Source organism: Rhizobium sp. P2_G2, assembly GCF_056403555.1.
The window spans coordinates 1-22882 of sequence record NZ_JBFUFF010000083.1; the positions used below are offsets into that span (position 1 = coordinate 1).

The window sequence follows — 22882 nt, forward strand, 5'->3', positions numbered from 1 at the left end:
GTGTCGCAGCGGGAACCGTAACGACATCGGCTCCGGCGAGGGCTGCTTCGCGAACATGGTTTCCGGTCCGGATTGACGCTGCCAAGATCTACGTTTCGAACGCGTAGTTGTCGAAAATGCGCCGGATGTCGACAATCAGGTCCATGCCGTTGATGTTCATGTCGTCCAAGTGGCCGACGAACGGCGAGACGTAGGTGGCGCCGGCCTTGGCGGCCAGCAAGGCCTGGTTGGCGGAGAAGCATAAGGTGACGTTGGTCCTTAGGTGCCGCCCTTATCCTCATCCTGCTGGCGTTCGGAACGATCGTCGGCATTGGTGCGGCAATATCCGGTCCGGCCACCGACAGGGCCGCCAAATTGCCAGAGGGGATTCCCCGGCTGCAGGAACGGCTCAAATTCCTGAACGAGCCGGTGAAGGCGTTACAAACGTTCCTTCAAAAGGTTGATGGCTTCATGCAGCCCGGAGCGATGAACGGCAGTTCCGGCTCCACAATGGCCGCCGCACTTTTCGCGGGCACGACCCACTTTGCCGCAAGTTTTTTCGAAACGATCCTTGTTCTGTATTTTTTGCTCGTATCTGGCACCACCTTCCTTAGGCGAGCGGTCGAAATACTCCCAAATTTCAATCAAAAGCGGCAGGCTGTCGAGATGTCGCAAGACGTCGAGAAAAACATTTCTGCTTATCTGGCGACGATCACGGTAATGAACGCTGCCGTAGGCTTGGGAACCGGCCTTATCATGTGGCTCACGGGGCTCAGTGATCTCGTGCTTTGGGGCGTTACAGCCTTTTTGCTGAATTTCGTCCCGATCCTGGGACCGCTGCTGGTGCCGGGAGCGATTCTAGCGGTACCCATGCTCGCGATTACGAAGATCGTCTGCGATGGCATTTGCCCCCTCGCTGCGATCGGTCATTTCCTGAGCGGGGACGAATGACCCTGTCATTCATGTGTTCCCGTCACTCGCATGTCGGGAGTCAGGCTCACTAAGCGGAATTATTGGTCGGTTCCAAGCATCCTGCGTGCCCACGCTTGGCTGCCGGCCTCATTCGCCATTGATTTCCGCAAGCGTTCCCATGAGCTGAACCAGCGCTTGATGCTGGGGGGAGCCAACGTTGGCATCTAGGAAATAGCGGTTTTCCGGGTGATGGGAGTGGTGGCCGACAGGCGATCGAGTAATTCTTTTGCCTTCCGAGCCTCTCGCAACCGCAAGGTCTTTTCGTCGCGCGCCTGGGCGACCGCGTCAAGCGCTTGAACGGCTTGTCCCCGAGCGAAGAACTCGGTTTGCTCTTTGCCGAAGGCAATCTCGGCCTGTTGGCGGGATCTGCTATATGTCTCTGTCATGATACGATCCTGAAAGGGATAGCTCGCACGTGCGAGCAATGATTAAACCCGAACATCTCGCCTGGCGAACTCAACTGTTCGCGGGGACGGGACTTAGGCGCGGTCGAAGGTAAATGATGTGAGCAGGCTGGTCACGAAATTGCTGGCTTTTTCTTTAACCAGCGTCTCTGTCCAATCGTCAGTCCCACGTAGCATCAGGCCGGCGTATATACTATCGACAGCCGCCTCTTCAATTCGCCTGATATGTGCGTTGAAGCTGGCTTCGTCGCCTGTTTTATAGATGTCGCGCACCACCATGCGCAGGATCTCCTGCATGGCGATTTGCCATGCGGTGTTAATCGCCTGTAGTTCGTTCTTTTCCACGATAAATCTCCGGAATTTTTGGCCGGACCTCAACAGGTAAGCAGTGATTTGCTGCTATTTGCCGGGAATGCCACGGCAACAAAAAAGGCCAGGCAAATTGCCTGACCTTGGTTCGCATCGCGCTCTCGACAGTGCCAGTACATCCGTGGTCAAAGGAAAGCAGATGCCAAATTATGCAGATTGCAGATTGCAAGCCGACATTTTGCCCGACTTGTTGTCGCGCTCCATATCGTAGCCGATCTTCTGGCCTTCGACGATTTCGCGCATTCCGGCGCGCTCGACGGCCGAAATATGAACAAAGGCGTCGGGGCCGCCATTGTCAGGCTGAATAAAGCCGAAGCCTTTGGTGGAATTGAACCATTTAACTGTGCCAGTGGTCATGATGAACCCTTTCATAGCAATATTGAAGAACCGCGACGGGTGAGCGCAGCGATGACGAACAGCGATTTTTGAAAGGAAAGGTTCGTTCAGGGCACGATGCCAAACGCGCGATAACCAAAGCTCAGCAAGCAAATCTCGATAAACTACAAATAGAGACTGCCGGCAGAGATGTCAACGTCTAGTTTTTTGATTCCTACTGCCAGCAGCGGACATTTTATGATTGAGCCCTGCTGGGATGATGAGAGAGTATCCGACTGGACATCCCGCTCCCTGGGACTGTCAGGCCGCTGTCGACGGTGACACGGCGTAAGTTGTCTGCCGCTCACAAGCAAGTTCATCATGTCCGATACCGTTTGTCGGGCCGGGCGAGGGGTAACCAACCCCCGCCCAAAAACGGGCCACCGCTGCCGATGGCCCGTCGAGCACACAGCTAGGTGGCACCGGCAAGACTTTCGTTTCCGCTACCGCTCATATCACTCATAGTCATCCAGCTTGGCACCCGCCTCGACCAGTCACATTTCGTAAAAATTATGGAAAGGATAAACGACGCAGGACCGACCCCCCTCGTGCACAGGCCATACGGCACTGAAACCGGATTTTTATTACTTTCATTACATCCATCAGCCGCGATCGCGACGAAAGCCGGCCGTCATTCGATGGATAGTCCTTGTGGTTCTCGTGGCCCTGATCACCTTGTTGTGGAGCGTTGGATGATCCAGGGCTGGTTTTTTTGCCCCCTGCTGCTGGAACTCGCCTGGCTGGTGTTTGTCGGTTGGAGCGCATTCCGACTTTTCGCGTGAGGGATACAGCACTGGCCCGGACCGCGACAACGATGGCGATCGGGAGCGACGCAAGGAGCGTCTCAGCCATGCCGGTCCCTGCTTTTCGGTCTGGAGAAAAAAGTCGGCAATGCTCTGGACAGGGTCGGGAGAGCTGTGACGGGTTGCGTTGAGCGTGCAAAACGGTATCCAGGTTCGCCAACAACCCGCTTTTGATTTCCGTCGCCGAGGGCATGCATGCTGCAGATGATCGGGCTTTTTGCAAAAGTGCTGATATTTACCTCGGCAATCCTCGCCCAGGGCGGCGAGCACTTCGTATTCTGGCTGTCTTCGATCGAGATCAGGCCGGTGCTGCCCAATCCGCTCTACCAATGCCAGATGCAGCCGATGCCGCCGCCRGTGAGCGCGGCGATCATGAGAAAGCGCAGACATCGTGAGCTGACTGAAAAGCAGTTTCACCGGATGTTGTCGGTGGGCAAGTGGCACAACGATGCCGACTTCGCCAAGATGGAGGGGGATGAGGCAGCGTGGTTCGGCCCGCATGATCAGCTCGTTTTGGTCGAGAAGCTGAACACGAAAACGTACTATGCGTTCTGGATCAATTGGGCGGCGGCGTATCGTGAGGGAGCGGAGAAAACGCCRCCCGGGCCATATGCGGTTTTCGTCACCTACAAGATCAGGACGGATCTGTTTCTCCGCATGCTCGGCCCGAATGCAAAAAGCGTCGTGACCGAGAACTGGTGGGCCAGGATCGTCAGCGACAAATATCCGCCGGAAAACGGATGTGCTGAATTTGCCAATGCCGTGGTCAAGATTGGGTCGAAGATCATTGAGCTGAGACCCGCCTTGCATTGGGAGATCGAAAGCAAGCAGGGGATCGTCGTTTCGGTTGCGCTTCGGTCCGGGAAGGCGGAACTGCAACTCGATGCATATCTTTGGGACGCGCTTATTGAGCACGACGGTATGAAATATTTGAAAGAAAAAGACGGCGTGATCGGATATGCAAGGATCTACGCATCCATGGTGAAATCAGGCAAGCCGTCGATGAAATAACCTTTGAGACTGGTGTTCTAGTTGGCGTCGGGTTTCTCACCGCCGCCGCGACGTATTCCGCCCTCATTCCCCCACTCACCACAGGGGGATCCAGCAGGCCCAAGGCCTTGGGCGAGAAGAGTCTTTTCGCAGCGCAGACGCGTCAGGGCTAGATTCCCGAGATCGATCCCCGGGTCAAGCCCGAGGATAGGAATGAGGGAAATCGGGGCACGTGCTCCCCCAAGCCACTTTGTCAGCAGTTTGGAAAGCGTCTTCAGCTCGGTCGGGCGGTGGAAAGATCGGCCAGCCGTCCGCAGGATGGGGCAGAGTTGCCGGCGAAATGGGTCGACTACAAGCAGTGTCCATGCCGGCCGCTGGATGAGTTACTCAAGAAAAGCAACTCTTCCGCTCAAACTTCGCCTTGAACATCATCATCATGAATAATGACGGGCCAGGATGCGTGATAGTCTTACGGTCGGCACTTCCCAGGCATACAATACCTTGGGGGAAGAGATGGAGGAGGACTGGCAATGACACTTTCTTCTTTGAGTTCGCTTTCGCATGACGCATTCGAGACCTATGCGGTCAATCTCATCCGTAATTATGAAGGCAACGGCACGATATTCTATGTCAATACCCCGAGTGACCCGCATCCGACGATCGGGCGCGGCTTCAATATCGATGCTTTCGATTACACCACGATCAACAAGGCGCTTTCCTGGGTGCTCGACGGCTTGACGGCGGAGCAGCAGCAGGGAATGGCGCTGATCAAGACCTACAAATCCGGCGGCAAGATCGACGTCGGCGGCACGAAGGTGACGCTCGACTATATGATGTTCAAACGGATCGTCGAAGGCACCGGCGGCACGGCGGCCCAGCAGAAGGCGCTGCAGAGCATTTCGCTGACCGGTCAGCAGCAGGACGATCTGCTCAAGGAGACGCTGTTCGGCGATGCCGGCGTGATCGACAAGAAATACGACGACGGGCTGACCAATGCGCTGGCCGCCGGCGGCGCGTCGATCGCCGATTCCGTCGAGCGCGCGGCGCTGCTGTCGCTCTACTACAATGCCAAGACGCTGATCGGCAACGGCATCAAATGGGCGCTCAACAACGACATGCGCGGCGCCCTGTGGTACGAAATCCGCTACAATCACCAGTTCGAGAACGAGAACCGGCGCATCGACGAATCCTCACGCGTCGGCATCGTCGCGGCAGACCACACGATAAACGACATCGCCAAGAATCTCGGCTACCTGTTCGACGGCACCGATCGCGGCGGCAAGGACGTCTACGACACGATCATCGAGCGCGACGGTTCCTGGGGCATCAAATCGGCACAGCAGTTCACCCAGCAGGCGACCCCGCTGCTGGCCGAAGTCGCCAAGGAATATTCGCATGCCTACAAGCTCAACATGCTGCTCAACGGCACGGAAAAATCCGATACGCTTGAGGCCAAGGATGCCCTCAAGGTCGGGGGTGGCTCGGTGGCCAATTCATCAAACGCCCTGTTCGGCCAGGGCGGCGACGACACGCTCACCGGCCATGGCGGCAACGACCTGCTGATCGGCGGCCGGGGCGACGACGACATGACCGGCGGCAAAGGCAACGACACCTATGCCGTCGATTCCCAGGGCGACACGATCACCGAGGACAAGGGCGGCGGCAAGGACACGATGCTGCTACAGGCGGCGGGCGATTTCGACGTCAAGAATGTCGAGAAACTGGTGCTGAAGAACCCAGTCAACGGCGATGTCCGGCTGCAGCTCAACGATTTCGACAGCATCACGCTGTCCAAGAAGAGCGACACGATCCATATCGACATCAACGTCATCCAGCCCCATCCGATCTCGGTGAAGACCGGCGCCGGCAACGACACGGTGTTCATCGCACCTGTCAAGGGCGTCGACCCCTCGCAGGTCAACAATGGGGTCGGCCATACCGAGACATTCAATTTCACCGACTTCGCTGCCGGCGACAAGATCGACCTGACGGCCTTTCACATCAAGGAGATCGTCCAGAGCATCGAGCAGAAATCGGATGAGAGCGGCTATTACCTGATCGCGCCGGGCGGCGAAATCGACATGACCAACGACAGCCCGAAATGGAACTATTATCAGAACGACACCGATGATTGGTGGATCGTTAAGCTCGGCAACGACACGCCCTGGGGTCCGGACATGCACGGCAATCTGACAGCCGACAGTTTCGTGACCTGAAATTGCAAGGCGCTCCGCCGCCCTCGGCGGGCGGAATGCCCTGTAAAAGGTCAATGCCCCGGCACTTCGCGCACCTGTGCCGCGCCCTCGACATCCACATGCGGGATGAACAGGCTCGACAGCACGGTCAGCACGGCGAAGATCAGCATCGAGCTGAAGGTGATGTGCAGGGAATCCTGCAGCGCCAGCCTCAGCGGCGCTTCGACGGCCGAGACGACGGAGGTGCCGTTGAGCAGGCCGCGCAGCTGGTCGGCGCCGAAATTGCCGGCGCCGGCGGAGTGCGCCAGGCAATAGTTCAAGACCGCACCGAAAATCGAGGCGCCGAGCGTGCTGCCGAGATTGCGCGCGAAGACGTTGGAAGCCGTGGCGCTACCGCGTTCCTTCCAGTCGACGGAATTCTGGATCAGCATCAGCGCCGGCAGGCTCATCGTGCCCATGCCCAGACCCATGATCAGCGAGCCGATGCCGGCCAGGACCGGCGAACTCTGGGGTGTGAGCAGGACGAAGAACGAGGCGCCGGTCAGCGCAAACAGCGTGCCGGTAATCATCAGCGGCCGGACGCCGAGGCGATGGAAAAGCCGCGACGACACGGTCGCCGCAATCGGCCAGCCGACCAGCATCATGGTCAGCGCCAGGCCGGCGACGACGGCGGAGCGCTGCAGCACGGTCTGCACATAGATCGGCAGGAAGGCGGTCAGGCCCATCATGGCGACGCTGGAGAGCAGGGTGACCGCATTGGCGGTGGCGATCGGCCGCTTGCGCCACAGCGCCACGGACACCATCGGGTGGTTGGCCCGGCTCTCCTGCCAGAGAAACAGGCCGAGGCTGGTGACGAACACAGCGCTAGCAATGCCGATGCGCGTCGGCGACGAGCCCTCGATATCGGTGAGCCCGATCATCAGCGCCGTCATGGCAATGGCAAACAGCACCGCGCCGATGACATCCACGGTCTCGCTGCGCTTTTCCACGCTTTCCCTCAGGAAGATGATGAACAGGGTGGCGGCGACCAGGCCGACCGGAATGTTGATCCAGAACACCCAGGACCAGCTGAGCGTATGGACGATGAGCGAGCCGAGCAGCGGCCCGACAACGGCGGATATGCCCCAGACGCTGGCGAGATAGCCCTGGATCTTGCCGCGCTCGCGGCCGGGATAGAGATCGGCGACGACGGTCATGGCCACCGGCTGGATGGCGCCGGCGCCAAAGCCCTGCAGCAGGCGGTAGGCGATCATTTCCGGCATCGTATGGGCAAAGCCGGCCAGCAGCGTGCCGGTGAGGAAGATCGCGATGCCGATCATCAGGATCGGCTTGCGGCCATAGATGTCGGCAAGCTTGCCGAACACCACGGTCATGGTCGTCTGCGCCAGCAGGAAGGAGGAGAAGACCCAGGAATAGAGATTGAGATTGCCGAGCTCGGCGGCGATCTGCGGCATGGCTGTGGCAACGATGGTGGCTTCAATGGCGATCATCGCCATGCTCGCCATCACGGCGGCGATGACGAGCGCTCTGTTCGAGCGTTGGGCGGACATGATGATTCCTTCGGGATTGCCGTGGGAGGCGGCAGATATGCCAGGCGAATTATAAGGTGAACGAACTAATTCGAGAATAAGCCGATCTTGTGGCGGGTCAATGGGGTGGGGGCGTTTTTGTGGGTGTGTGTTTGGAGGAACCGGTCGGCGCATATGGTGCCAGGGGGGTGCCCTCAATTCCGGTTTTGCTTCCTCAAGAACGCTTTCGGCATATTGCATCTGTGTACGCTATGGCGTACATTTTGCCAATGGATCGATACGAGATCGAAGTCTATCAAACCGAAGAAGGCATAGCTCCTTTTCAGGAATGGGTCGACGATATCCGGGACAAGACGGCGAAGACCCTCGTGAATGCGCAGATCCGCAAAGCCCAGCTGGGCAATTTCGGCGACTGGAAGTCTCTGGCTGACGCGGGCGGCATCTGTGAGATGCGCATTCACCATAGCCCCGGCTTTCGTATCTATTATTTCGTCGTTGGCCGGAAGGTCATTTTACTGCTCGCCGGTTCGACGAAGAAGGATCAGAATCGGACGATCGCGAAAGCGAAATCATATCTTGCAGACTACAATCGGAGGATGAGCCAATGACCAGTGCCAGCAGGCCATTTGATTTCAGCGGCCGCGACGAGCTGCTTCGAGACCCTGCCAACGCGGCAGTGTATCTGGCTGATTTTCTTGAAACCGGCGATATGGATCTTTTTCAGGAGGCCCTCAAAGATGTCGCCAAGGCACAGGAGGGGGGGCTGGCCGGCGTTGCGGAACAGGCGCATCTGAACAGGGGAAGCCTTTACAAGTCGCTTTCCAAAACCGGCAGACCCCAGCTCGATACTGTCTTCAAGATGCTGTCGGCCATGGGATTGCGCTTCACCATCACGCCGGCGCAGCAATAGTGTGGCCAGGTCAGGTCCCGCGCRCCATTCGCCAGTTCGATGAATGATCCGCGCATCTAGAACGTGAAATCCCCGCTGTCGAGTCCGGCCTTCGTCATGCCCAGGATCGTCAGCGTATCGGTGCCGGCGGTGATGACTACGTTGCCGTGGCCGTCGTCGTCGGCGTGGCTCTTCAATTGGCTGAACGTGCCGATGGCATCCCAGTGCGACAGATCGATCTTGTCGGACAGATGGGTGAAGTCGGTAATGGTGTCCTTGCCGCCGCCGGTGGCGAAGTGGAAGGTGTCGGCATCATCGCCGCCGGTCAGCCTGTCATTGCCCTTGCCGCCGTCGAGATCGTCCAGGCCCGCCAGGCCGTTCAGGACATTGTTGCCGGAATTGCCCTGCAGGATGTTGTCGGATGCATTGCCGGTGCCATCGGCCTTGGCGCTGCCGAGCAGGTAAAGCCTTTCGACATTGTCGCTCAACACATAGCTCACCGTGGACTTGACGGTGTCCTGCGTGCCTGCGTCGCTGGCTTCGATCAGCTTGATCCTGGCATTGTCGGTGATCAGGGTGTCGTTGCCATTGCCACCCGACAACATGYCCTTGAGCGAGCCGCCGCGCAGGTCGATGACGTCGTCTCCGTCGCCCAGCATGACCTTGCCGATAATGCTGCCATCGCTGACGATGGAAACATCGCCGGCGAGCGTCGCATCGATCGCGATGCCTGCCGCTTCGATCAAGCCATGATTGGTGATCGCAAAGACGTGCTGATAGTCGAAGTTGCTCAAGCCGATCGCGGTATTGGCGGYAGAGATCTTGCCGTTCACATCGTTGACGACATGCCCGTCTCCGCCGACGCTCATGCCGGTCTCTCCTTCGATCAGGCCGTTATTATAGGCGTCCATGGTGTTTCCGCCGACGGCAACGCCGACTGTCTGTGAAAATACGTCGCCCTGGTTGCTGAAGCTCGTGTGATCAACGCTTGCCAAAAGCAGGCCAACGCTGCTGTCAACCAAGCCCTCTGTGCCAATCTTGACGCTGATATCGCCAACCAAAGTGGCCGCAAGGCCATAGTTGACGGTACTTCTGAGCGCGCCATTTATCGTGGCATCAAGTTGGCCCGTGCCTGTCATCGACGCGGCCATGGAGCTACCTTCAAGCACGCCGCCGGCCAGGACATTGAGCGTGATTTTCATTGCAGTCGAGACAAAGCCGACTTCTGCGCCACTCACCCTGCCGGCGATGGTGACATCCGCGCTGGCGCTGCCGGCGGCGTTGATGCCGACGGCGTTTGTCGTGCTGATGGAGCCGTGCTTGCCGACGTCCACGACGGTCTTGGCAGCCGATGAATCGATGGCCGTTGCGATGGAAGAGATCCTGCCGTCGATATTCGCCGTCAGCAGATCGCCTCCGTCGGCCGCGATACCGCCCTGGACAAGTCTGCCGGTTGCGGCGAGATTGATCGTCGTCGTGCCACCAGCAATCACCGCCGTCGGCGCCCGGATCAGGCCGGCGATCTCGTAGGTGTTGCCGGATGCGCCGGCCGTTTGCAGAAAACCCTCATTCGTCGTCACGATCATCGCGCCCTGGGCGAGCACCCAGCTATCACCCGAGGACGAGACGGCGATCGCATCTCCATAGATATCTTTCAGAACTTTCGTGGTCATCTGCTGGCCTTTCATGCGCTATGCAAATCGGGAGGGACCTCTATTGTCCGTCGAGACGTCACCCGTCAGCGGCGGTCACGCTGCCGGTCGAGGCGCTGAAAGAGCACTGACGTTCGGGAGATCGGCCGCGTCCGCTTCGCTGCAAAAGCGGCCCTGGTGACGCCCTTGTTTCAAAATTCCGAGGCTTGGGCGAACGGATCAGACCGGGACCAGTCCGTGGCGGAGCATGATCTCATTGACCTTGGCGAGGTCCGGCTTGCCGGGCACGTTCACCACTTCGGCAATTTCCTCGAAATAACGCCGCCCGATCGTGCCCGGCGTCATGGTCGCCAAGACCTTGGCAGTGCCATCATGCAGGTTCCCGTGATGGTGCACCGCCCCTCGCGGAATGAATATGGCATCGCCGGTGCGGATCTCGCGCGTCTGCCCGTCGACGATGACGGTCAGGGTGCCTTCAAGGCCGTAGAGGAATTCGTCGGCATCCCGATGATGATGGGGAGCCGGGACACGCGCCCGGGATGGCACCGTGAATTCGAACACCGTCGCGCCGGCTTCACTGATGAGAAACCGCAGTTCGAGTTGTCCGATCCGCACGATATCGTTTCGCAGCGCTTCCAAATGAGGCCTCCATCATGTAAAGTGACTTTACGTCAATCTGTAAAGTGACTTTACATCCATGTCAATCCTCCTGCCCCCGGATTCCATTCCCGACGCCTTGCCCGGCCCGCCGTTCTTCGGTGCGCTGCTGCGCGTTGTCTGGCAGCATGTGCGCGACCGTATGCTGCAGGCCATTCACGAGGCGGGGTTTGTCGATTTCCAGGAAGCGCATTTTGCCGTGTTCTCGTTTCCGCTGCCGGACGGCATGAGACCGTCCGAGCTCGCGCGTCAGAAGCGGATGTCGCGACAGGCGGTGAACTATCTGCTCAGCCAGCTTGAAGACCTGGGTTATGTCGAGCGGCGCGCAGCCGACGGCGGCGACCGCCGGCTGGTCTATGTAACGCCACGGGGACATCAAGTCGTCGCAGCCATTTTCGGATGTCTTCGGCAGTTGCATGCGCAATGGTCCGAAGAGGTGGGAAAAGAGCGCTTCGATGACTTCGTCGATGTGCTGAGGCAGCTGTCGGCCAAAGCACAGGAACCGGCAAGTTCCAAAGCGGAGACCGGTTTGCTGAAATAGCAGCCTTCGCCCAAGCGGGAGCGTCGCTGCCGGTCCGCCTGGTCAACGGTTGGTCGTTGAAACATTTGAAACAAAAGCACGCGCCTTGCGAAATTTTACAGAAACAAAGCTGGGGGAAAACGCCGACAACAGACATCATCCGAGGCTCGCACATGCAAACGAAAATGATCACCGGACATCACACCAAGATGGTGAAGGCGTTCAACTCCGATACGCTCTATGTTCTCGGCAAGGACGCCGATATCGTGCTCAGCGTCGGTGCGGATGAGTCCGCTTTCGGGCTCGCAGGGGTTCCGCCAGTCATGGATGCGGTGGTGACGCACCGGAATTTTCTCATCGAGGGCGACATCAGCGTCAATGGCGGGCATGGCGTCGGCATCGCCGTCGGCTCCAACAACCTCGATGGCGGCGGCAAGCTGACCGTTGCAAAGACCTCGTCCATCACGGCCAGTGAAACCTCCATCATGGCCTTCGCCGATCATGAGCGGATCATCAATGCAGGCAAGCTGATGGCGGCGACGGGCATCCAGTTCTCAGGCGAGGGCGTTTCCGTCAAGAACGACGGCGCCATTTCCGGCACGGATGTCGGTATCGATGCCAGTTTCTATGGCGGACGCATTGTCAACAACGGCTCGATCGCCAGCGCGCATTTTGGCATCAGTGCTCTTGTCGGCGGCACGAGCGAACTCAGCATCGTCAACAACGGCACCATCAACAGCGATGGACGCGCCATCGATCTGTCGAATCTGGCCGGGGCGAAATCGGAGGTCGTGAACCACGGCTCCATCACGGGCACGGATTATGCGATCATCGGCACTTTCAGCTCCGCGACCGATATTGTCCGCAACACCGGCACCATTTCCGGCCGCATCTGGCTCGGCAATGGCAATGACGTCTATGACGGCCGGGGCGGAACCGCGACCGAGGTCTCCGGCGGCGCGGACAGCGACCGCTATATCGTCAGCGATACGGCGACCAAGATATGGGAAGCGGCCAACGAGGGCACCGATACGGTCAAGGCTTCGGTCAATTGGATCCTCGGCGACAATTTCGAGAACCTGACGCTTTTCGGTCATGACGGGCTGACCGGCAAGGGCAATGGCGGCGCCAACATCCTCAAGGGCAATGCCGGTTCGAACGTGCTGTTTGGCCTCGACGGCAGTGATGTCTTGAACGGCGGCAAAGGCGACGACTATCTCTACGGCGGTCTCCAGGCCGATACATTTGCCTTTTCGAAGGGATCGGGCCACGACGTGATCATGGATTTCGCCAATGGTGTCGACACGATCGACCTGCGCGGCGTGGCCGACATCGACAGTTTCGCCGACATTCAAGCGGCTGCCAAGCAGGCCGGCTCCAATGTCGTCATGACCTTTGCCGGCGGGGAGACGCTGACGGTGGCAAACTTTTCGCTCGTCTCGATGACCCAGGACGATTTCATGTTCTGAGCGGATAGGATGGCACTTGCTGGTTGAGGCAACGGCGACCGAGGCAAATTCCTTAAATAGCCTGGCGGCGGCTCCTCGGTCCCGAGGAAGCGGTGCCCAGTATGCTTTCCTGTGTGGATGACTGTCATAAAAGTGTCATAAAACATCTCAGGCCATTGAGATAGAAAAGAAAATTTGACACGCTCAGACGTCATGACGTCAGAGAAACCAGGCAGAACGCCCGCGGCGGGCAAATCAGAAACGCTGCTTCAACAGCTTGCTCGAACCCCGGACAAGCTGTTCGGGAAATCGTTTCGCCAGCAATGCGGCGCTCTGTGCTTCCGCTATAAAGAGGGTCGTTCCGAGATTGAAGTCCTGGTGCTCACCTCGCGCGAAAGCCGGCGATGGATCATTCCCAAGGGATGGCCGATGAAGGGCAAGAAGCCCCACGAAGCAGCAGCGATCGAAGCATGGGAAGAAGCCGGCGTGCGCGGCAGGACGAACAAGCAGCCGGTGGGTCGTTACACCTATCTGAAAGAACTTGCTGACGGCGATGTTGCCTTCTGCATCGTGGAGATGTTTGCGATTGAAGTGACGGAGATCAGGGCCGATTTCAAAGAGCGAGGACAACGAATGTTCGATTGGGTGAGCCCGAGCGAGGCGGCCAGGCGCGTTCGCGAAATCGAGCTGAAATCCCTGCTGGTCAACTTCAAGCCGGATGCGAGCAAAACCCGCGGCTGACATCTTCACCACCGACATCCATGTTCCACGGCGGAAGGCCGGGATGGGCTGGTCGAAAAGCAATAGCCGGGACAGGGGAGAGGGCCTTGAAAGCCTGGACGCCCTGGTGAGATTGAGCCGGAAGCGGTCGCGCCGACGCTGGTATTTGCGGGTCATTTTCGCGCTGGCATGGCCAAGTCGCTTCTGGACGTACCGCTCGTCGACCTCGGCCGAGGAGGAGAGACCGGCACGCAGCGAGTGGCCGGAGAATCTAAAGGCGCGTTCTATTTCGCTCAAATCGCCGCGGGCGCCGGCGGAGCAATAGAATGGCTCCAGATAGATGCCAGGTCACACGAGCCATTGCGCTGCCAGCTTGTCCTCGTCGCATCCCCATGCTATCTCGGATCCCAGACCCGTTTCGCTGGCAGTGCATCATGATGCAGAGACCGTGCCGGGTCGCTGTTGACACACTTGTGCCAGTCCTACGGAAGATCACCTGGCGTCTTCCATTCCCATGACGGTCCGCAGACCCTCTATCCCCACGCCGCCCGCTTCCATCGGGCGTGACCTGTTTTCCCAATTCCGCTCGCCCCGTCGCGGCTCCGGCAATCCGGAGCGGATGACCAATCCTGTCTGGCTCTGGGCGGTCGAGCAGCGCTTCACCGGTTGGTGGCTGAATATCATTTTCCGCGGACCGCCATCGGAAGAGGCTGGGCCATGCTGGAGCTTCGACCGTTTTGGAATGACCGAAACCATACTGCCGGATGGCCGGCTGGTTCGCATCGGCGGCGAATATGAGGATTGGTATGATGCGGATTTCTACATCTACAACGATGTGATCGTGACGGATGGCGCCGGCCAGACCGAAATATTCGGCTACTCAGAAGACGCGTTTCCGCCGACGGATTTCCATACGGCCACGCTGGTGGAAGACCGGATCATCGTCATCGGCGGCCTGTCCCATGAGCAACTGCGTAAGGACAAGGTGCAACTGCTCGCGCTTGACGTCGGTGACTATCGCTTCGAACGCCTCGATGCCACGGGTGAGGCGCCGCCATGGCTCTACGAGCACTCGGCCGAGCGCACGGAAGATGGCGCCATCATCGTCCGGGGCGGGTTGATGATTGACCCGCGTTTGCCGATGTCGGTGGAAAATATCGACGACTGGCGGCTCGACCTCGGCACGCTACGCTGGGATCGACTGACCTGCCGGGCGTGGCCGCGCTACAGTTTCATGCGCGCGGACCGCGAATACAACCATTTGGATGATATGCGCGATCTTCGCTGGGAGCGCAGGTTCGAGGACAGGCGCGACAAATATATCGCGCTGAATGCCACGCTCACCGGCAAACTCGGCGTGGCGCCGCGTCTCGACCTGTTTGAGACGTTGTTCCAGCCCGACGTGCCGCATGTGCAGGTCCCGCCGGACAAGGATGAGTTCCGCGTTTATCGCCTGACCGTCGAGGGCGTTACCGTACGCTATGTCGAGAGCAGTTTTGATGTCACCCTGACGGTCGAGGGCACGCTGCCGGCGGATATCGTCGAGCGGCTGCGCTTGGATCTGTTGGGGAAATTTGCTGGCATTGAGAATGCGGAGATCGATTGCGTTCCGCTGTTGCTGGATTGAAATGGGGCGCTCCGCAGGAGCATACTTGGCTGCTCGCACTTGCGGTGACCCCCCTCTGTCCTGCCGGACATCTCCCCCTCAAGGGGGGAGATTGGCTAGACGCTCGACCTCCGCCTCAAGCTAGCCTTGAATGCCGCAAACTCGACCTATGAGAGATGCAAGACGCCGCCGCGAGTCAATCTCCCCCCTTGAGGGGGAGATGCCCGGCAGGGCAGAGGGGGGTGGCCGCAGGCACAACAAATGCGATGGTGCGACCAAATGTAACTTTATAACATTTTTCTCGACATCCAAAATGATACGTTATAACACTTCGCCACTTCTCGCCCGACAGGATGCTCCATGACAATCCAATCCCACCCTTTCCGCAGCTCCATCCTGGCCCAGTCGGCACTCACACGCACCCTCGCCGTGCTCGTTCTGCTCGCCGGACTGTGGGCGGCCATTGCCTGGGCGGTGGCTTTGCCATGAGCCGGGCAGCACTTCGTCTCGATAATATTTCCGTTGCCTATGAGCGGCAGCTGGCTGTGCACGGCGTCACCGGCGCTTTTGCCGAGGGCAGTTTGACTGCCATTGCCGGGCCGAATGGGGCGGGCAAGTCGACGCTGCTGAAAGCCATTGTCGGCGATCTCAAGCTGGCGTCTGGCAGGATCGATCGGCGCGGCGATTGCCGGATCGGCTACCTGCCGCAGGCCGCCGAGATCGAGCGGCAGTTTCCGTTGACGGTGGCCGATACGGTCATGCTCGGACTGTGGCGGCAGACCGGCGCCTTTGGCGGGGTGTCGCGGGCAGCGGCGGTCAAGGTGGGGGAGGCGCTCGAGGCGGTCGGGCTCGATGGGCTGGAGCACCGGCATATCGGCACGCTGTCGGCGGGGCAGTTCCAGCGCATGCTGTTTGCCCGGCTGTCGCTGCAGGAGGCCGATATCATTCTGCTCGACGAGCCGTTCACGGCGGTGGATGCGGCGACGACGGCCGATCTGCTGCGCATGGTGCATCGCTGGCACAAAGCGGGTCGGACGGTGATTGCCGTGCTGCATGACGTCGAGCAGATCGAGGTGCATTTCCCCGACACGCTATTGATGGCGCGGGCGCCGGTGCATTGGGGGCCGACGCGGCAGGCGCTGACATCGGACAATATCTTGCGCGCCCGGGCGATGGCGGGCGGGCTGTTTGTCGGGGCAGAGGGGGCTTATGCATGAGATGGAATGCGTTGGCTTGCGATTTTGGGGGCGGGCAAAGAGCGCGCTCCCTCTTCTCCCCTCGGGGAGAAGATGCCCGCAGGGCAGATGAGGGGGCTTCGCGGGTGGGGCGGGCCCCTCATCCGGCCTTCGGCCACCTTCTCCCCGGTGGGGAGAAGAGGGAGCAAGTGCCGCGCCRCCCAGAAAGCCAGGTGGCCGCATGACTCTCCACGCCAACCTGATCCAACCCTTCATCGATTACGGTTTCATGCGCCGGGCGCTGGTGGGGTCGCTGGCGCTGGCCATCGGTTCCGGGCCGATCGGGGTGCTGTTGATGCTCCGGCGCATGAGCCTGGTGGGTGATGCGATGAGCCATGCGGTGCTGCCGGGGGCGGCCATCGGTTTTCTGATCGCTGGCGGGCTGTCGCTGCCGGCCATGGGGCTGGGCGGCATTGTCGCCGGCGTGGTGGTGGCGCTGCTGTCGGGTCTGGTCAGCCGCACGACGGTGCTGAAGGAGGATGCGAGCTTTGCCAGTTTCTATCTGGCGTCGCTGGCGGCCGGGGTGCTGATCGTGTCGCTGCGCGGTTCGAATGTCGATCTCCTGCATGTGCTGTTCGGCACCATTCTCGCCATCGATGCGACGGCGCTTTATTTTGTCGGCGCGGTCGCCTCGGTCACGGTGCTGGTGCTCGCACTGGTCTATCGGCCGCTGGTGGTCGAATGTTTCGATCCGGGTTTTCTGCGCGCCATGCGCGGCGGTGGGTCGTTCTATCACATCCTGTTTCTGTTTCTCGTGGTGCTCAATCTGGTCGCCGGCTTCCAGGCGCTTGGCACGCTGATGGCGGTCGGGCTGATGACGCTGCCGGCGGCGATTGCCCAGCTCTGGGCGCGGACGCTGCCTGTGATGCTGCTGATCGCTGCCGGTGTCGCTGCCGCCTCGGGGCTCATCGGCCTGATCGTCTCCTACAATTTCAGCCTCGCCTCCGGGCCGACGATCATCCTGGTCGCGGCGGTCTTCTATGGCGGCTCGTTGATTTTCTGCCCCTCCGGCGCCCTCCGGCGGCTTTTCCCAACCCGCATCTGACGATGTGACAACATAGGAGACTAAAATGCCCCACCTTAAAACCGTGGTTCTGGCAGGGACGGCGCTTGCCGCCTCGTTTGCCGCAGCGCCAATGGCTTCGGCGAAAACGCTCGACGTCGTCGCCAGCTTCACCGTGCTTGCCGATGTGGTGCACGAGATCGGCGGCGAGCATGTGCATGTCAAAAGCCTGGTTGGGCCGAATGGCGACCCGCATGAATTCGAGCCGTCGCCAGCCGATGCCAAGGCGCTGCGTTCGGCCGATGTGGTGTTCGTCAGCGGCGAGGGGCTGGAAGGCTGGATGGACCGGCTGATCACCGCCTCCGGCTACCAGGGCACGCCGATCACCGCCTCGCTCGGCATCAAAACGCGCAAGATGCAGGAGGACGGCAAGACGATCACCGATCCGCATGTGTGGAACAGCCCCGTCAATGTCGCGATCTGGGTGACCAATATCGAAAAGGCGCTGGTTGCCGCCGATCCCGAAGATGCCRAACGTTTTCATGCCAATGCGGAAAAATACCGGGGCGAGCTCAGCGCACTCGATGCCTATGCGCATGGCAAGCTCGATGCGGTGCCGGAGGCCAGGCGCAAGATCCTCACCAGCCATGATGCGTTCGGTTATTTCGGCCGGGAATACAGGGTGAAATTCCTGGCGCCGCTCGGGGTGTCGACGGAGACGGAGGCGTCTGCCGCGGATGTGGCCAGGCTGATCGACCAGATCAAGGCGGAGGGGGTGAAGGTGTATTTCTTCGAGAATTCCAACGATCCGAAACTGGTGAAGCAAGTTGCGGCGGCGACGGGGGCGAAGCCGGGCGGGGAGCTTTATGTCGAGGCGCTGTCGGATAAGGATGGGCCGGCTTCGACATATTTGCGGATGTTCCGTTATAATGTCGACCGGATTGTTGGGGCGCTTGGAAGGTAGGGTGTTGCTTCCGTCAATGTTATGGCTTGGGGTTTACGCCCCAAGCGTTCGTCCGACCGCAAAAGGTAAGGCGCACCCAACCCGCTCAAAACCTGTACCCAACCTGCAGTGCCGCTATTGTCATCCGATCATTCTCCGCCGCACACAGCCCGGCAGGCGAGGAATGCGGCAGGCAGGGACGCTGTTTCAGCAGACTTCGCGCCCCGCCGGCGGCGCGTCGATCCAGGCGCGTTCATCCTCCGTCGGTGCGGCATCGGCCTTGTAGCCGGCCACCAGTTCATCCAGGGCATATTTCAGCTGCTGCAGGTTGATCGCCTTGTCCTGCATGGCGATCGGTTCGGCGATGAACTGTGTCCCCTTGACCGAGATTGCCATCTCCTGTCCTTCAGCCAGGCCGAGCATGTCCCGGGCGGCGGCAGGAATGGTCATGACCAGCGATCCGCCGGCCTTCTTCAGTTTCGTGACCACGAGGAAGCCTTCGGTGTGCATGGGGTCTGTGGCGCCGGGTCCGACCGAAATCGGACGGCTGCCGATCGTGCCGGTTCCGTCTTTTGTAGCTGGCATGTATCATCCTCCCGAGATGTCGAACATCCTATACCATTTGCAGCAGTGACTCGTAAGGGGCTTTGCCAGCAAGCTTTGGCCCGTCTCAGTCACTGTGGTCCGACTCAATCGCTATGGTCCGATGGGGCCAGATAGATGGAATGGTGCGTCGGCAGCGGAAAGCCGTTTTCATCCTGGCCCGAACCGTAAAGCCATGTGGCCAATCCGGAATTGCCGGTCAGCATTTCGTAACCGGCCATGGTGAGAAACACGATGCCGGCAATGCCGAAGCATAGTCCCGAAGCATGACGAAGGCTGCCGCTGCTCATCCCAAGTCTCCATCTCCCAATGGAACGTCAATCGCTGCTTACATTCCAAGCTATATAAAGATTTAAGAAAGTAAAGAACAATCGGATAACAGCCGGCAAATGGCACTTCCTGTATCGGAACAAACGGAAGGTGTCACAAATAGAAACGGTTGGATGCGAAGATGCTGCTCAGTTTCGCGAGACTTGTTGCAGCCTGCCATTTCCACTTTTGCTGGCGCGGCGTCGGACCGCGCCAGCGCCTCGGTGCCGGCGATCATGGTCGAGATTCCGGCCTCCTCGGCGACGGCATCGCCGCGCGGGCGGCCGCATCAGAAGACGAAGTCGGACGGTTGCAGGTCGTTCGGCTCCACGCCGATCAGCCTCAGGCTGTCTCCGTGGCCGAAATCGATCACCACGTCGCTGCCATTGGTGGTGATCAGCGCCGCAAGCTGGTTCAGGTTTGTAATACCATCGACATGCGACAGATCGATCTTGTCGTGGCCGGGGCCGGACGCCTGGAAATCGCTGACCGTGTCGGTACCGAAGCCGGTCTTGAACACGAATGTGTCGGCATCGGCGCCGCCGACCAGCAGGTCAGTGCCCGTGCCGCCGGAGAGCACATCCTCGCCGAAATCACCCAGAAGCGTGTTGTTGCCGGAATTGCCCGACAGGTGATTGGCCAGCGCATTGCCCACGCCGCCGGTATTGCCCTTGCCGGTCAGGACGAGATTTTCGAAATCCTGGCCCAAAGTATAGGTGGCGTGCGACTTGACGGTGTCGATGCCGCCGCCATTGGCTTCGGAAATCAGGGTCTTGTGGTTGTCGATCACATAGGTGTCGTTGCCCGCGCCGCCGAAAACGGTGCCGGTCAGCGTGCCCTTGTGGCCGTTGAAGATATCGTCGCCGGAGCCCAGCTGCACATCGCCGGACATGGTGCCGCGGTTGATCACCGAGACGGAGCCGGTGACGGATGCGTCGACATTGACCGAATGCTGGACCCCCGACATCGTGCCGGTGTTGACGATGCGTTCGTCGCCGGCATGGTAGCCCGGAATATCCACGGCGACAGAGGTCGACGTCAGCGTGCCGCTGTTGTGCAGGACGGTATTGGCGCCCTGGATGTCGATGCCCATGGACTTGGCAATGATGTCGCCGGTATTGAGGATTTTCACCGCATCCGCGCCGACGCCTATGCCCTGATAGCCATCGATCTTGCCATGGTTGATCACTTTCGAATGGTCGCCGTCGACACCGATGCCGCCTTCCTCGTCGAGGATCTGGCCGGTATCACCGATGACGATCGTCCCGCCACCTTTGCCGGTGAGCTGGTCGCCGAGCCACACACCGCCGCCCGGTTGATTGGGCGCCTTGATCGTGCCGTCGATTTCGATCACGCGACCCGACGCAGTCCCACTGGCATCGATGCCTTCAATCTGGTCGACGCTGATCGTGGCGCCTTTTTCGAGAATATAATGCGTGTCGCCGGCCAGTGCCTCGACCGGCTTGTTCGTGTCCTTGATCTTGACCGTATTCATGGCTTGTTCCTATGTCGCGGCTTCCTCTTGAAAGCGTTTGCCATGGGGACGTTCATCGATTGCGGCCTATTGCCGTTTCAATTGTTTCAATTGTTTCCGCGCGATGTCTCTTCCGCTCGCCGCGGGTGCGACGAGGTCCGCAGATTTTCGGAATCAGATAGCGAATTCCACAAGGATGGAATTGAGATTGCGCGCAATTCCGTAACAACGTGGCTACCGGCACGGCGAGCCGCTCGCTCTCACGATCGGCGCGGTTGTTCATCGTGACCTGTTGCGATAGAATGGTGCTGAAGGAGCGCCTGGCATGAGCCGTAAAGCCACGATCGAGTACGAGAGCCTAAATCCGACATTAATCGAGGAAGCGCAACGCGTTCTCTCGAAGTTGTCGGCGGGCGACCATGTAACGGTCAGCTTCTCCGCAGAACTCGCGCAAGTCATGAGCCGATTTCTGAAAGTCGCCACCGAGGAGGGAGCGATTGCCTTCGGCCATATCGGTCGCGAAGTCACACCCGCTCAGGCTGCCAAAATCCTTGGTTCCGATGAGATTCTGTTGGAGCACCGGATACAGGCGGGAGACTTGACTTGCCGAGAGGTTGGAGGACGGCGCTTTCTTGATCTGGAAGAGGTCTTGGAGTTGAGGAAGGCCGAAGACGCGCAAAACGAGCTGATGCTTGAAGCGAGCCAGTTGATGGAAAGCGTGGAGCCGACAAGGCTACATGGCCCTACACCATAGCAATTCGCTGTCATTCAAAAGGACCAGACGGCGTTCACAGGACGGTTTGTCACGCCCGCACCTCCGCCGCTTTGATCTCCGCCTCGATCACCGGCAGCATCACGTCCACCAGATCGCGCCAATAGGCTCGAGCATGGTCCGGCAGATCCGGCCAGGATTGGTCTATGCCCTGTTGCACGGCGCGGGCGGCGTAGATTTTCTCGACCAGGTGATCGGGGTCGGGTTGGGTTGCGCTCATCGCTTCAGGCCCTCGCGCGATCGTAGGTGACGCTGTTGAGCGCGCGGCGGTGGGCGTGGCGGGTGCCGCGGGCGTCCTCGTCCAGGCCGTCGACGAGGTCGAGGAAGGCGCTGTCGACCTGGCCGTTGCGGCCGGTAATGTCTAAAAATTCGTCGGAGAGGTAGGAGCCGTCGGCGCCGAGCTGGTAGGCGAGGCCCTCGATGCCGGCAAACAGGTTCGCCAGGAAGGCGCGGAACGCCTCGCGGTTCGAGCGCGCGTCATTGCGGCGATCGAGCAAGGTGCAGGCGTCGTCGATCGCTTCCGTCATGGCTTGGAAATGCCGGACCATGTCACGCCTCCGGACGCTTGAGGGCGGCGGCATCCGAGCCCGGCGCCGGGCGGACGGGGTAGGGCCGCGCCGGCGCGCAAACCGCGCCGCCATCGCGCTCGGCCCGGGCGAAGACGCGCCGGAGATAGGGGTCGCGGAACAGGGTCGACAGGATGATCATCGGCATATCCTCATCTGGGCCGGCCGGTTTGGCGGCGATGAAATAAATGTGCGTTTCGCATTTAACATTGTCAATCAAGAAAAGTGCATAATGCATTTTTTCGATGGAGGAGGTTTTGTCGTCATCGTCGGCGGCGAGGGTGATGTCGAGAAAAATGCGAGCAAATCCAGAGCCTTCGATGATTCACCGTCCAGGTTGCAAAATGCCTCTCGACTCTCATTGTGTTTCCTGATTTTCTACCATGAACAAAACAAGAACAAACATGGAGAAAAGGGAATTGCGCGGCGCTATCGGGTATGCGGATGCGAACCGCTTGTTGTGCGAACTGGCAAGCGTGAAGGTGGAATGCGAGGAATGCGGGAGGGCAAGCGTGCTGGGTTTTCAGGAGCTGCAAAGCGCTACATTTTCAGGCGCCTATAGCTACCGCATGCTGTGCGAGAAGCTGCGCTGCAGCCAGTGCCCGCCGCGCCCGCGGCGCTGGCGGAAATTGTCGATCGCGCCGGTCTGGCGGGGGGTGGGGATGTGAGGGGGCGGAGCGGTGCTGCGATGGATGGCTGTCATCGGGCGCGCAGTTGCTGCGGATCGAACGTCGCCTCCATGCGGACATATCGTCACTCCGCCGGCTTGGTTTTCTTCAGGCCACGGGGCCGAAAAGCAGGAAACTTTCCCCGGAGGCGATCAAGGTGATTTGCATGCAAACGGAATCCCGCGCGTCTGTCTCTGCGGA

General features: G+C 59.7%; 28 protein-coding genes and 2 pseudogenes. 15 read left to right on the forward strand and 15 right to left on the reverse strand.

Going from position 1 to position 22882, the window contains the following annotated elements:
- A pseudogene (locus tag AC1D06_RS32920) lies at window positions 1-259 on the reverse strand (transaldolase family protein); the annotation flags it as partial.
- A 62-nt stretch (window positions 260-321) separates the two neighbouring features.
- Between AC1D06_RS32920 and AC1D06_RS32925 the strand changes: the two are divergent.
- Complete coding sequence (locus tag AC1D06_RS32925; protein ID WP_477990095.1) at window positions 322-930, forward strand: AI-2E family transporter; 609 nt, start codon at window positions 322-324, stop codon at window positions 928-930.
- A gap of 185 nt (window positions 931-1115) precedes the next feature.
- Here AC1D06_RS32925 and AC1D06_RS32930 read toward each other — a convergent pair whose 3' ends face one another.
- From AC1D06_RS32930 to AC1D06_RS32940, 3 genes are all read right to left on the reverse strand, one after another.
- Window positions 1116-1337, reverse strand: a complete 222-nt coding sequence (locus tag AC1D06_RS32930) for a hypothetical protein (protein WP_477990067.1) — start codon at window positions 1335-1337, stop codon at window positions 1116-1118.
- A gap of 93 nt (window positions 1338-1430) precedes the next feature.
- Complete coding sequence (locus AC1D06_RS32935; RefSeq protein ID WP_477881443.1) at window positions 1431-1652, reverse strand: hypothetical protein; 222 nt, start codon at window positions 1650-1652, stop codon at window positions 1431-1433.
- A 219-nt stretch (window positions 1653-1871) separates the two neighbouring features.
- Complete coding sequence (locus AC1D06_RS32940; RefSeq protein ID WP_477881442.1) at window positions 1872-2081, reverse strand: cold-shock protein; 210 nt, start codon at window positions 2079-2081, stop codon at window positions 1872-1874.
- 1016 nt (window positions 2082-3097) lie between these two features.
- On the opposite strand from AC1D06_RS32940, the gene AC1D06_RS32945 reads away from it, so the two are divergent.
- Entirely contained in the window at window positions 3098-3913 is an 816-nt protein-coding gene (locus AC1D06_RS32945) for a hypothetical protein (RefSeq protein ID WP_477990068.1), read from the forward strand.
- Between the two features lie 509 nt (window positions 3914-4422).
- Window positions 4423-6108, forward strand: coding sequence for a hypothetical protein (locus AC1D06_RS32950; protein WP_477990069.1), 1686 nt, complete (start codon window positions 4423-4425; stop codon window positions 6106-6108).
- A 50-nt stretch (window positions 6109-6158) separates the two neighbouring features.
- On the opposite strand, the gene AC1D06_RS32955 is transcribed toward AC1D06_RS32950, so the two are convergent.
- Window positions 6159-7637, reverse strand: a complete 1479-nt coding sequence (locus tag AC1D06_RS32955; protein ID WP_477990070.1) for an MDR family MFS transporter — start codon at window positions 7635-7637, stop codon at window positions 6159-6161.
- A gap of 131 nt (window positions 7638-7768) precedes the next feature.
- Here AC1D06_RS32955 and AC1D06_RS32960 point away from each other — a divergent pair, with 131 nt between their 5' ends.
- The gene (locus AC1D06_RS32960; RefSeq protein WP_477990071.1) at window positions 7769-8224 is read left to right on the forward strand and encodes a type II toxin-antitoxin system RelE/ParE family toxin; all 456 of its coding nucleotides are present in this window, start codon (window positions 7769-7771) and stop codon (window positions 8222-8224) included.
- Complete coding sequence (locus AC1D06_RS32965) at window positions 8221-8526, forward strand: addiction module antidote protein (RefSeq protein WP_477990072.1); 306 nt, start codon at window positions 8221-8223, stop codon at window positions 8524-8526. The genes AC1D06_RS32960 and AC1D06_RS32965 overlap by 4 nt, the downstream gene beginning before the upstream one ends.
- Before the next feature lie 56 nt (window positions 8527-8582).
- Here the strand turns inward: AC1D06_RS32965 and AC1D06_RS32970 are convergent, their stop codons facing one another.
- Both AC1D06_RS32970 and AC1D06_RS32975 read right to left on the reverse strand, forming a co-directional pair.
- A complete protein-coding gene (locus AC1D06_RS32970) occupies window positions 8583-10178 on the reverse strand; it encodes a calcium-binding protein (RefSeq protein ID WP_477990073.1) in 1596 nt (531 codons plus the stop codon).
- 198 nt (window positions 10179-10376) lie between these two features.
- Window positions 10377-10796, reverse strand: coding sequence for a cupin domain-containing protein (locus AC1D06_RS32975; protein ID WP_477990074.1), 420 nt, complete (start codon window positions 10794-10796; stop codon window positions 10377-10379).
- Window positions 10797-10854: 58 nt separating this feature from the next.
- On the opposite strand from AC1D06_RS32975, the gene AC1D06_RS32980 reads away from it, so the two are divergent.
- The 3 genes from AC1D06_RS32980 (at window position 10855) to AC1D06_RS32990 (ending at window position 13523) form a co-directional block, all read left to right on the forward strand.
- Complete coding sequence (locus AC1D06_RS32980) at window positions 10855-11355, forward strand: MarR family winged helix-turn-helix transcriptional regulator (protein ID WP_477990075.1); 501 nt, start codon at window positions 10855-10857, stop codon at window positions 11353-11355.
- A 152-nt stretch (window positions 11356-11507) separates the two neighbouring features.
- Window positions 11508-12803, forward strand: coding sequence for a calcium-binding protein (locus AC1D06_RS32985; RefSeq protein ID WP_477990076.1), 1296 nt, complete (start codon window positions 11508-11510; stop codon window positions 12801-12803).
- A gap of 192 nt (window positions 12804-12995) precedes the next feature.
- Entirely contained in the window at window positions 12996-13523 is a 528-nt protein-coding gene (locus tag AC1D06_RS32990) for an NUDIX hydrolase (protein ID WP_477990096.1), read from the forward strand.
- Window positions 13524-13613: 90 nt separating this feature from the next.
- Here the strand turns inward: AC1D06_RS32990 and AC1D06_RS32995 are convergent.
- Window positions 13614-13820 (reverse strand): annotated as a pseudogene (locus AC1D06_RS32995) (integrase); the annotation flags it as partial.
- 196 nt (window positions 13821-14016) lie between these two features.
- Between AC1D06_RS32995 and AC1D06_RS33000 the strand changes: the two are divergent.
- The 5 genes from AC1D06_RS33000 (at window position 14017) to AC1D06_RS33020 (ending at window position 18310) form a co-directional block, all read left to right on the forward strand.
- Window positions 14017-15129 (forward strand): hypothetical protein, encoded by a 1113-nt coding sequence (locus AC1D06_RS33000; protein ID WP_477990077.1) that lies wholly within the window; start codon window positions 14017-14019, stop codon window positions 15127-15129.
- A gap of 339 nt (window positions 15130-15468) precedes the next feature.
- Entirely contained in the window at window positions 15469-15597 is a 129-nt protein-coding gene (locus tag AC1D06_RS33005; protein WP_477990078.1) for a hypothetical protein, read from the forward strand.
- Window positions 15594-16325, forward strand: a complete 732-nt coding sequence (locus AC1D06_RS33010) for a metal ABC transporter ATP-binding protein (RefSeq protein WP_477990079.1) — start codon at window positions 15594-15596, stop codon at window positions 16323-16325. Before AC1D06_RS33005 ends, AC1D06_RS33010 begins: the two co-directional genes overlap by 4 nt.
- Before the next feature lie 199 nt (window positions 16326-16524).
- Window positions 16525-17388, forward strand: a complete 864-nt coding sequence (locus tag AC1D06_RS33015) for a metal ABC transporter permease (RefSeq protein WP_477990080.1) — start codon at window positions 16525-16527, stop codon at window positions 17386-17388.
- A gap of 25 nt (window positions 17389-17413) precedes the next feature.
- Complete coding sequence (locus AC1D06_RS33020) at window positions 17414-18310, forward strand: metal ABC transporter substrate-binding protein (RefSeq protein ID WP_477990081.1); 897 nt, start codon at window positions 17414-17416, stop codon at window positions 18308-18310.
- A 186-nt stretch (window positions 18311-18496) separates the two neighbouring features.
- On the opposite strand, the gene AC1D06_RS33025 is transcribed toward AC1D06_RS33020, so the two are convergent.
- The 4 genes from AC1D06_RS33025 to AC1D06_RS33040 form a co-directional block, all read right to left on the reverse strand.
- Window positions 18497-18874 (reverse strand): AbrB/MazE/SpoVT family DNA-binding domain-containing protein, encoded by a 378-nt coding sequence (locus AC1D06_RS33025; RefSeq protein WP_477881373.1) that lies wholly within the window; start codon window positions 18872-18874, stop codon window positions 18497-18499.
- Window positions 18875-18978: 104 nt separating this feature from the next.
- Window positions 18979-19182, reverse strand: a complete 204-nt coding sequence (locus AC1D06_RS33030) for a hypothetical protein (protein WP_477881372.1) — start codon at window positions 19180-19182, stop codon at window positions 18979-18981.
- 62 nt (window positions 19183-19244) lie between these two features.
- Window positions 19245-19439 (reverse strand): hypothetical protein, encoded by a 195-nt coding sequence (locus tag AC1D06_RS33035; protein WP_477990082.1) that lies wholly within the window; start codon window positions 19437-19439, stop codon window positions 19245-19247.
- A gap of 51 nt (window positions 19440-19490) precedes the next feature.
- Window positions 19491-20696: a calcium-binding protein gene (locus tag AC1D06_RS33040; RefSeq protein WP_477990083.1), complete on the reverse strand. Its 1206-nt coding sequence runs from the start codon at window positions 20694-20696 to the stop codon at window positions 19491-19493.
- Window positions 20697-21000: 304 nt separating this feature from the next.
- Between AC1D06_RS33040 and AC1D06_RS33045 the strand changes: the two genes are divergently transcribed.
- A complete protein-coding gene (locus AC1D06_RS33045) occupies window positions 21001-21429 on the forward strand; it encodes a MerR family transcriptional regulator (protein ID WP_477881370.1) in 429 nt (142 codons plus the stop codon).
- 49 nt (window positions 21430-21478) lie between these two features.
- Here AC1D06_RS33045 and AC1D06_RS33050 read toward each other — a convergent pair whose 3' ends face one another.
- From AC1D06_RS33050 to AC1D06_RS33060, 3 genes are read right to left on the reverse strand one after another with little or no spacing between them, the layout of a single operon-like run.
- On the reverse strand, window positions 21479-21667 hold the full coding sequence (locus AC1D06_RS33050; RefSeq protein ID WP_477881369.1) for a hypothetical protein: 189 nt from the start codon (window positions 21665-21667) through the stop codon (window positions 21479-21481).
- A 4-nt stretch (window positions 21668-21671) separates the two neighbouring features.
- Window positions 21672-21995 (reverse strand): hypothetical protein, encoded by a 324-nt coding sequence (locus AC1D06_RS33055; protein WP_477881368.1) that lies wholly within the window; start codon window positions 21993-21995, stop codon window positions 21672-21674.
- Window position 21996: 1 nt separating this feature from the next.
- On the reverse strand, window positions 21997-22233 hold the full coding sequence (locus AC1D06_RS33060; protein ID WP_477990084.1) for a hypothetical protein: 237 nt from the start codon (window positions 22231-22233) through the stop codon (window positions 21997-21999).
- Between the two features lie 163 nt (window positions 22234-22396).
- Here AC1D06_RS33060 and AC1D06_RS33065 point away from each other — a divergent pair, with 163 nt between their 5' ends.
- Window positions 22397-22681, forward strand: coding sequence for a hypothetical protein (locus AC1D06_RS33065; RefSeq protein ID WP_477990085.1), 285 nt, complete (start codon window positions 22397-22399; stop codon window positions 22679-22681).
- The last annotated feature ends 201 nt before the right edge of the window (window positions 22682-22882 follow it).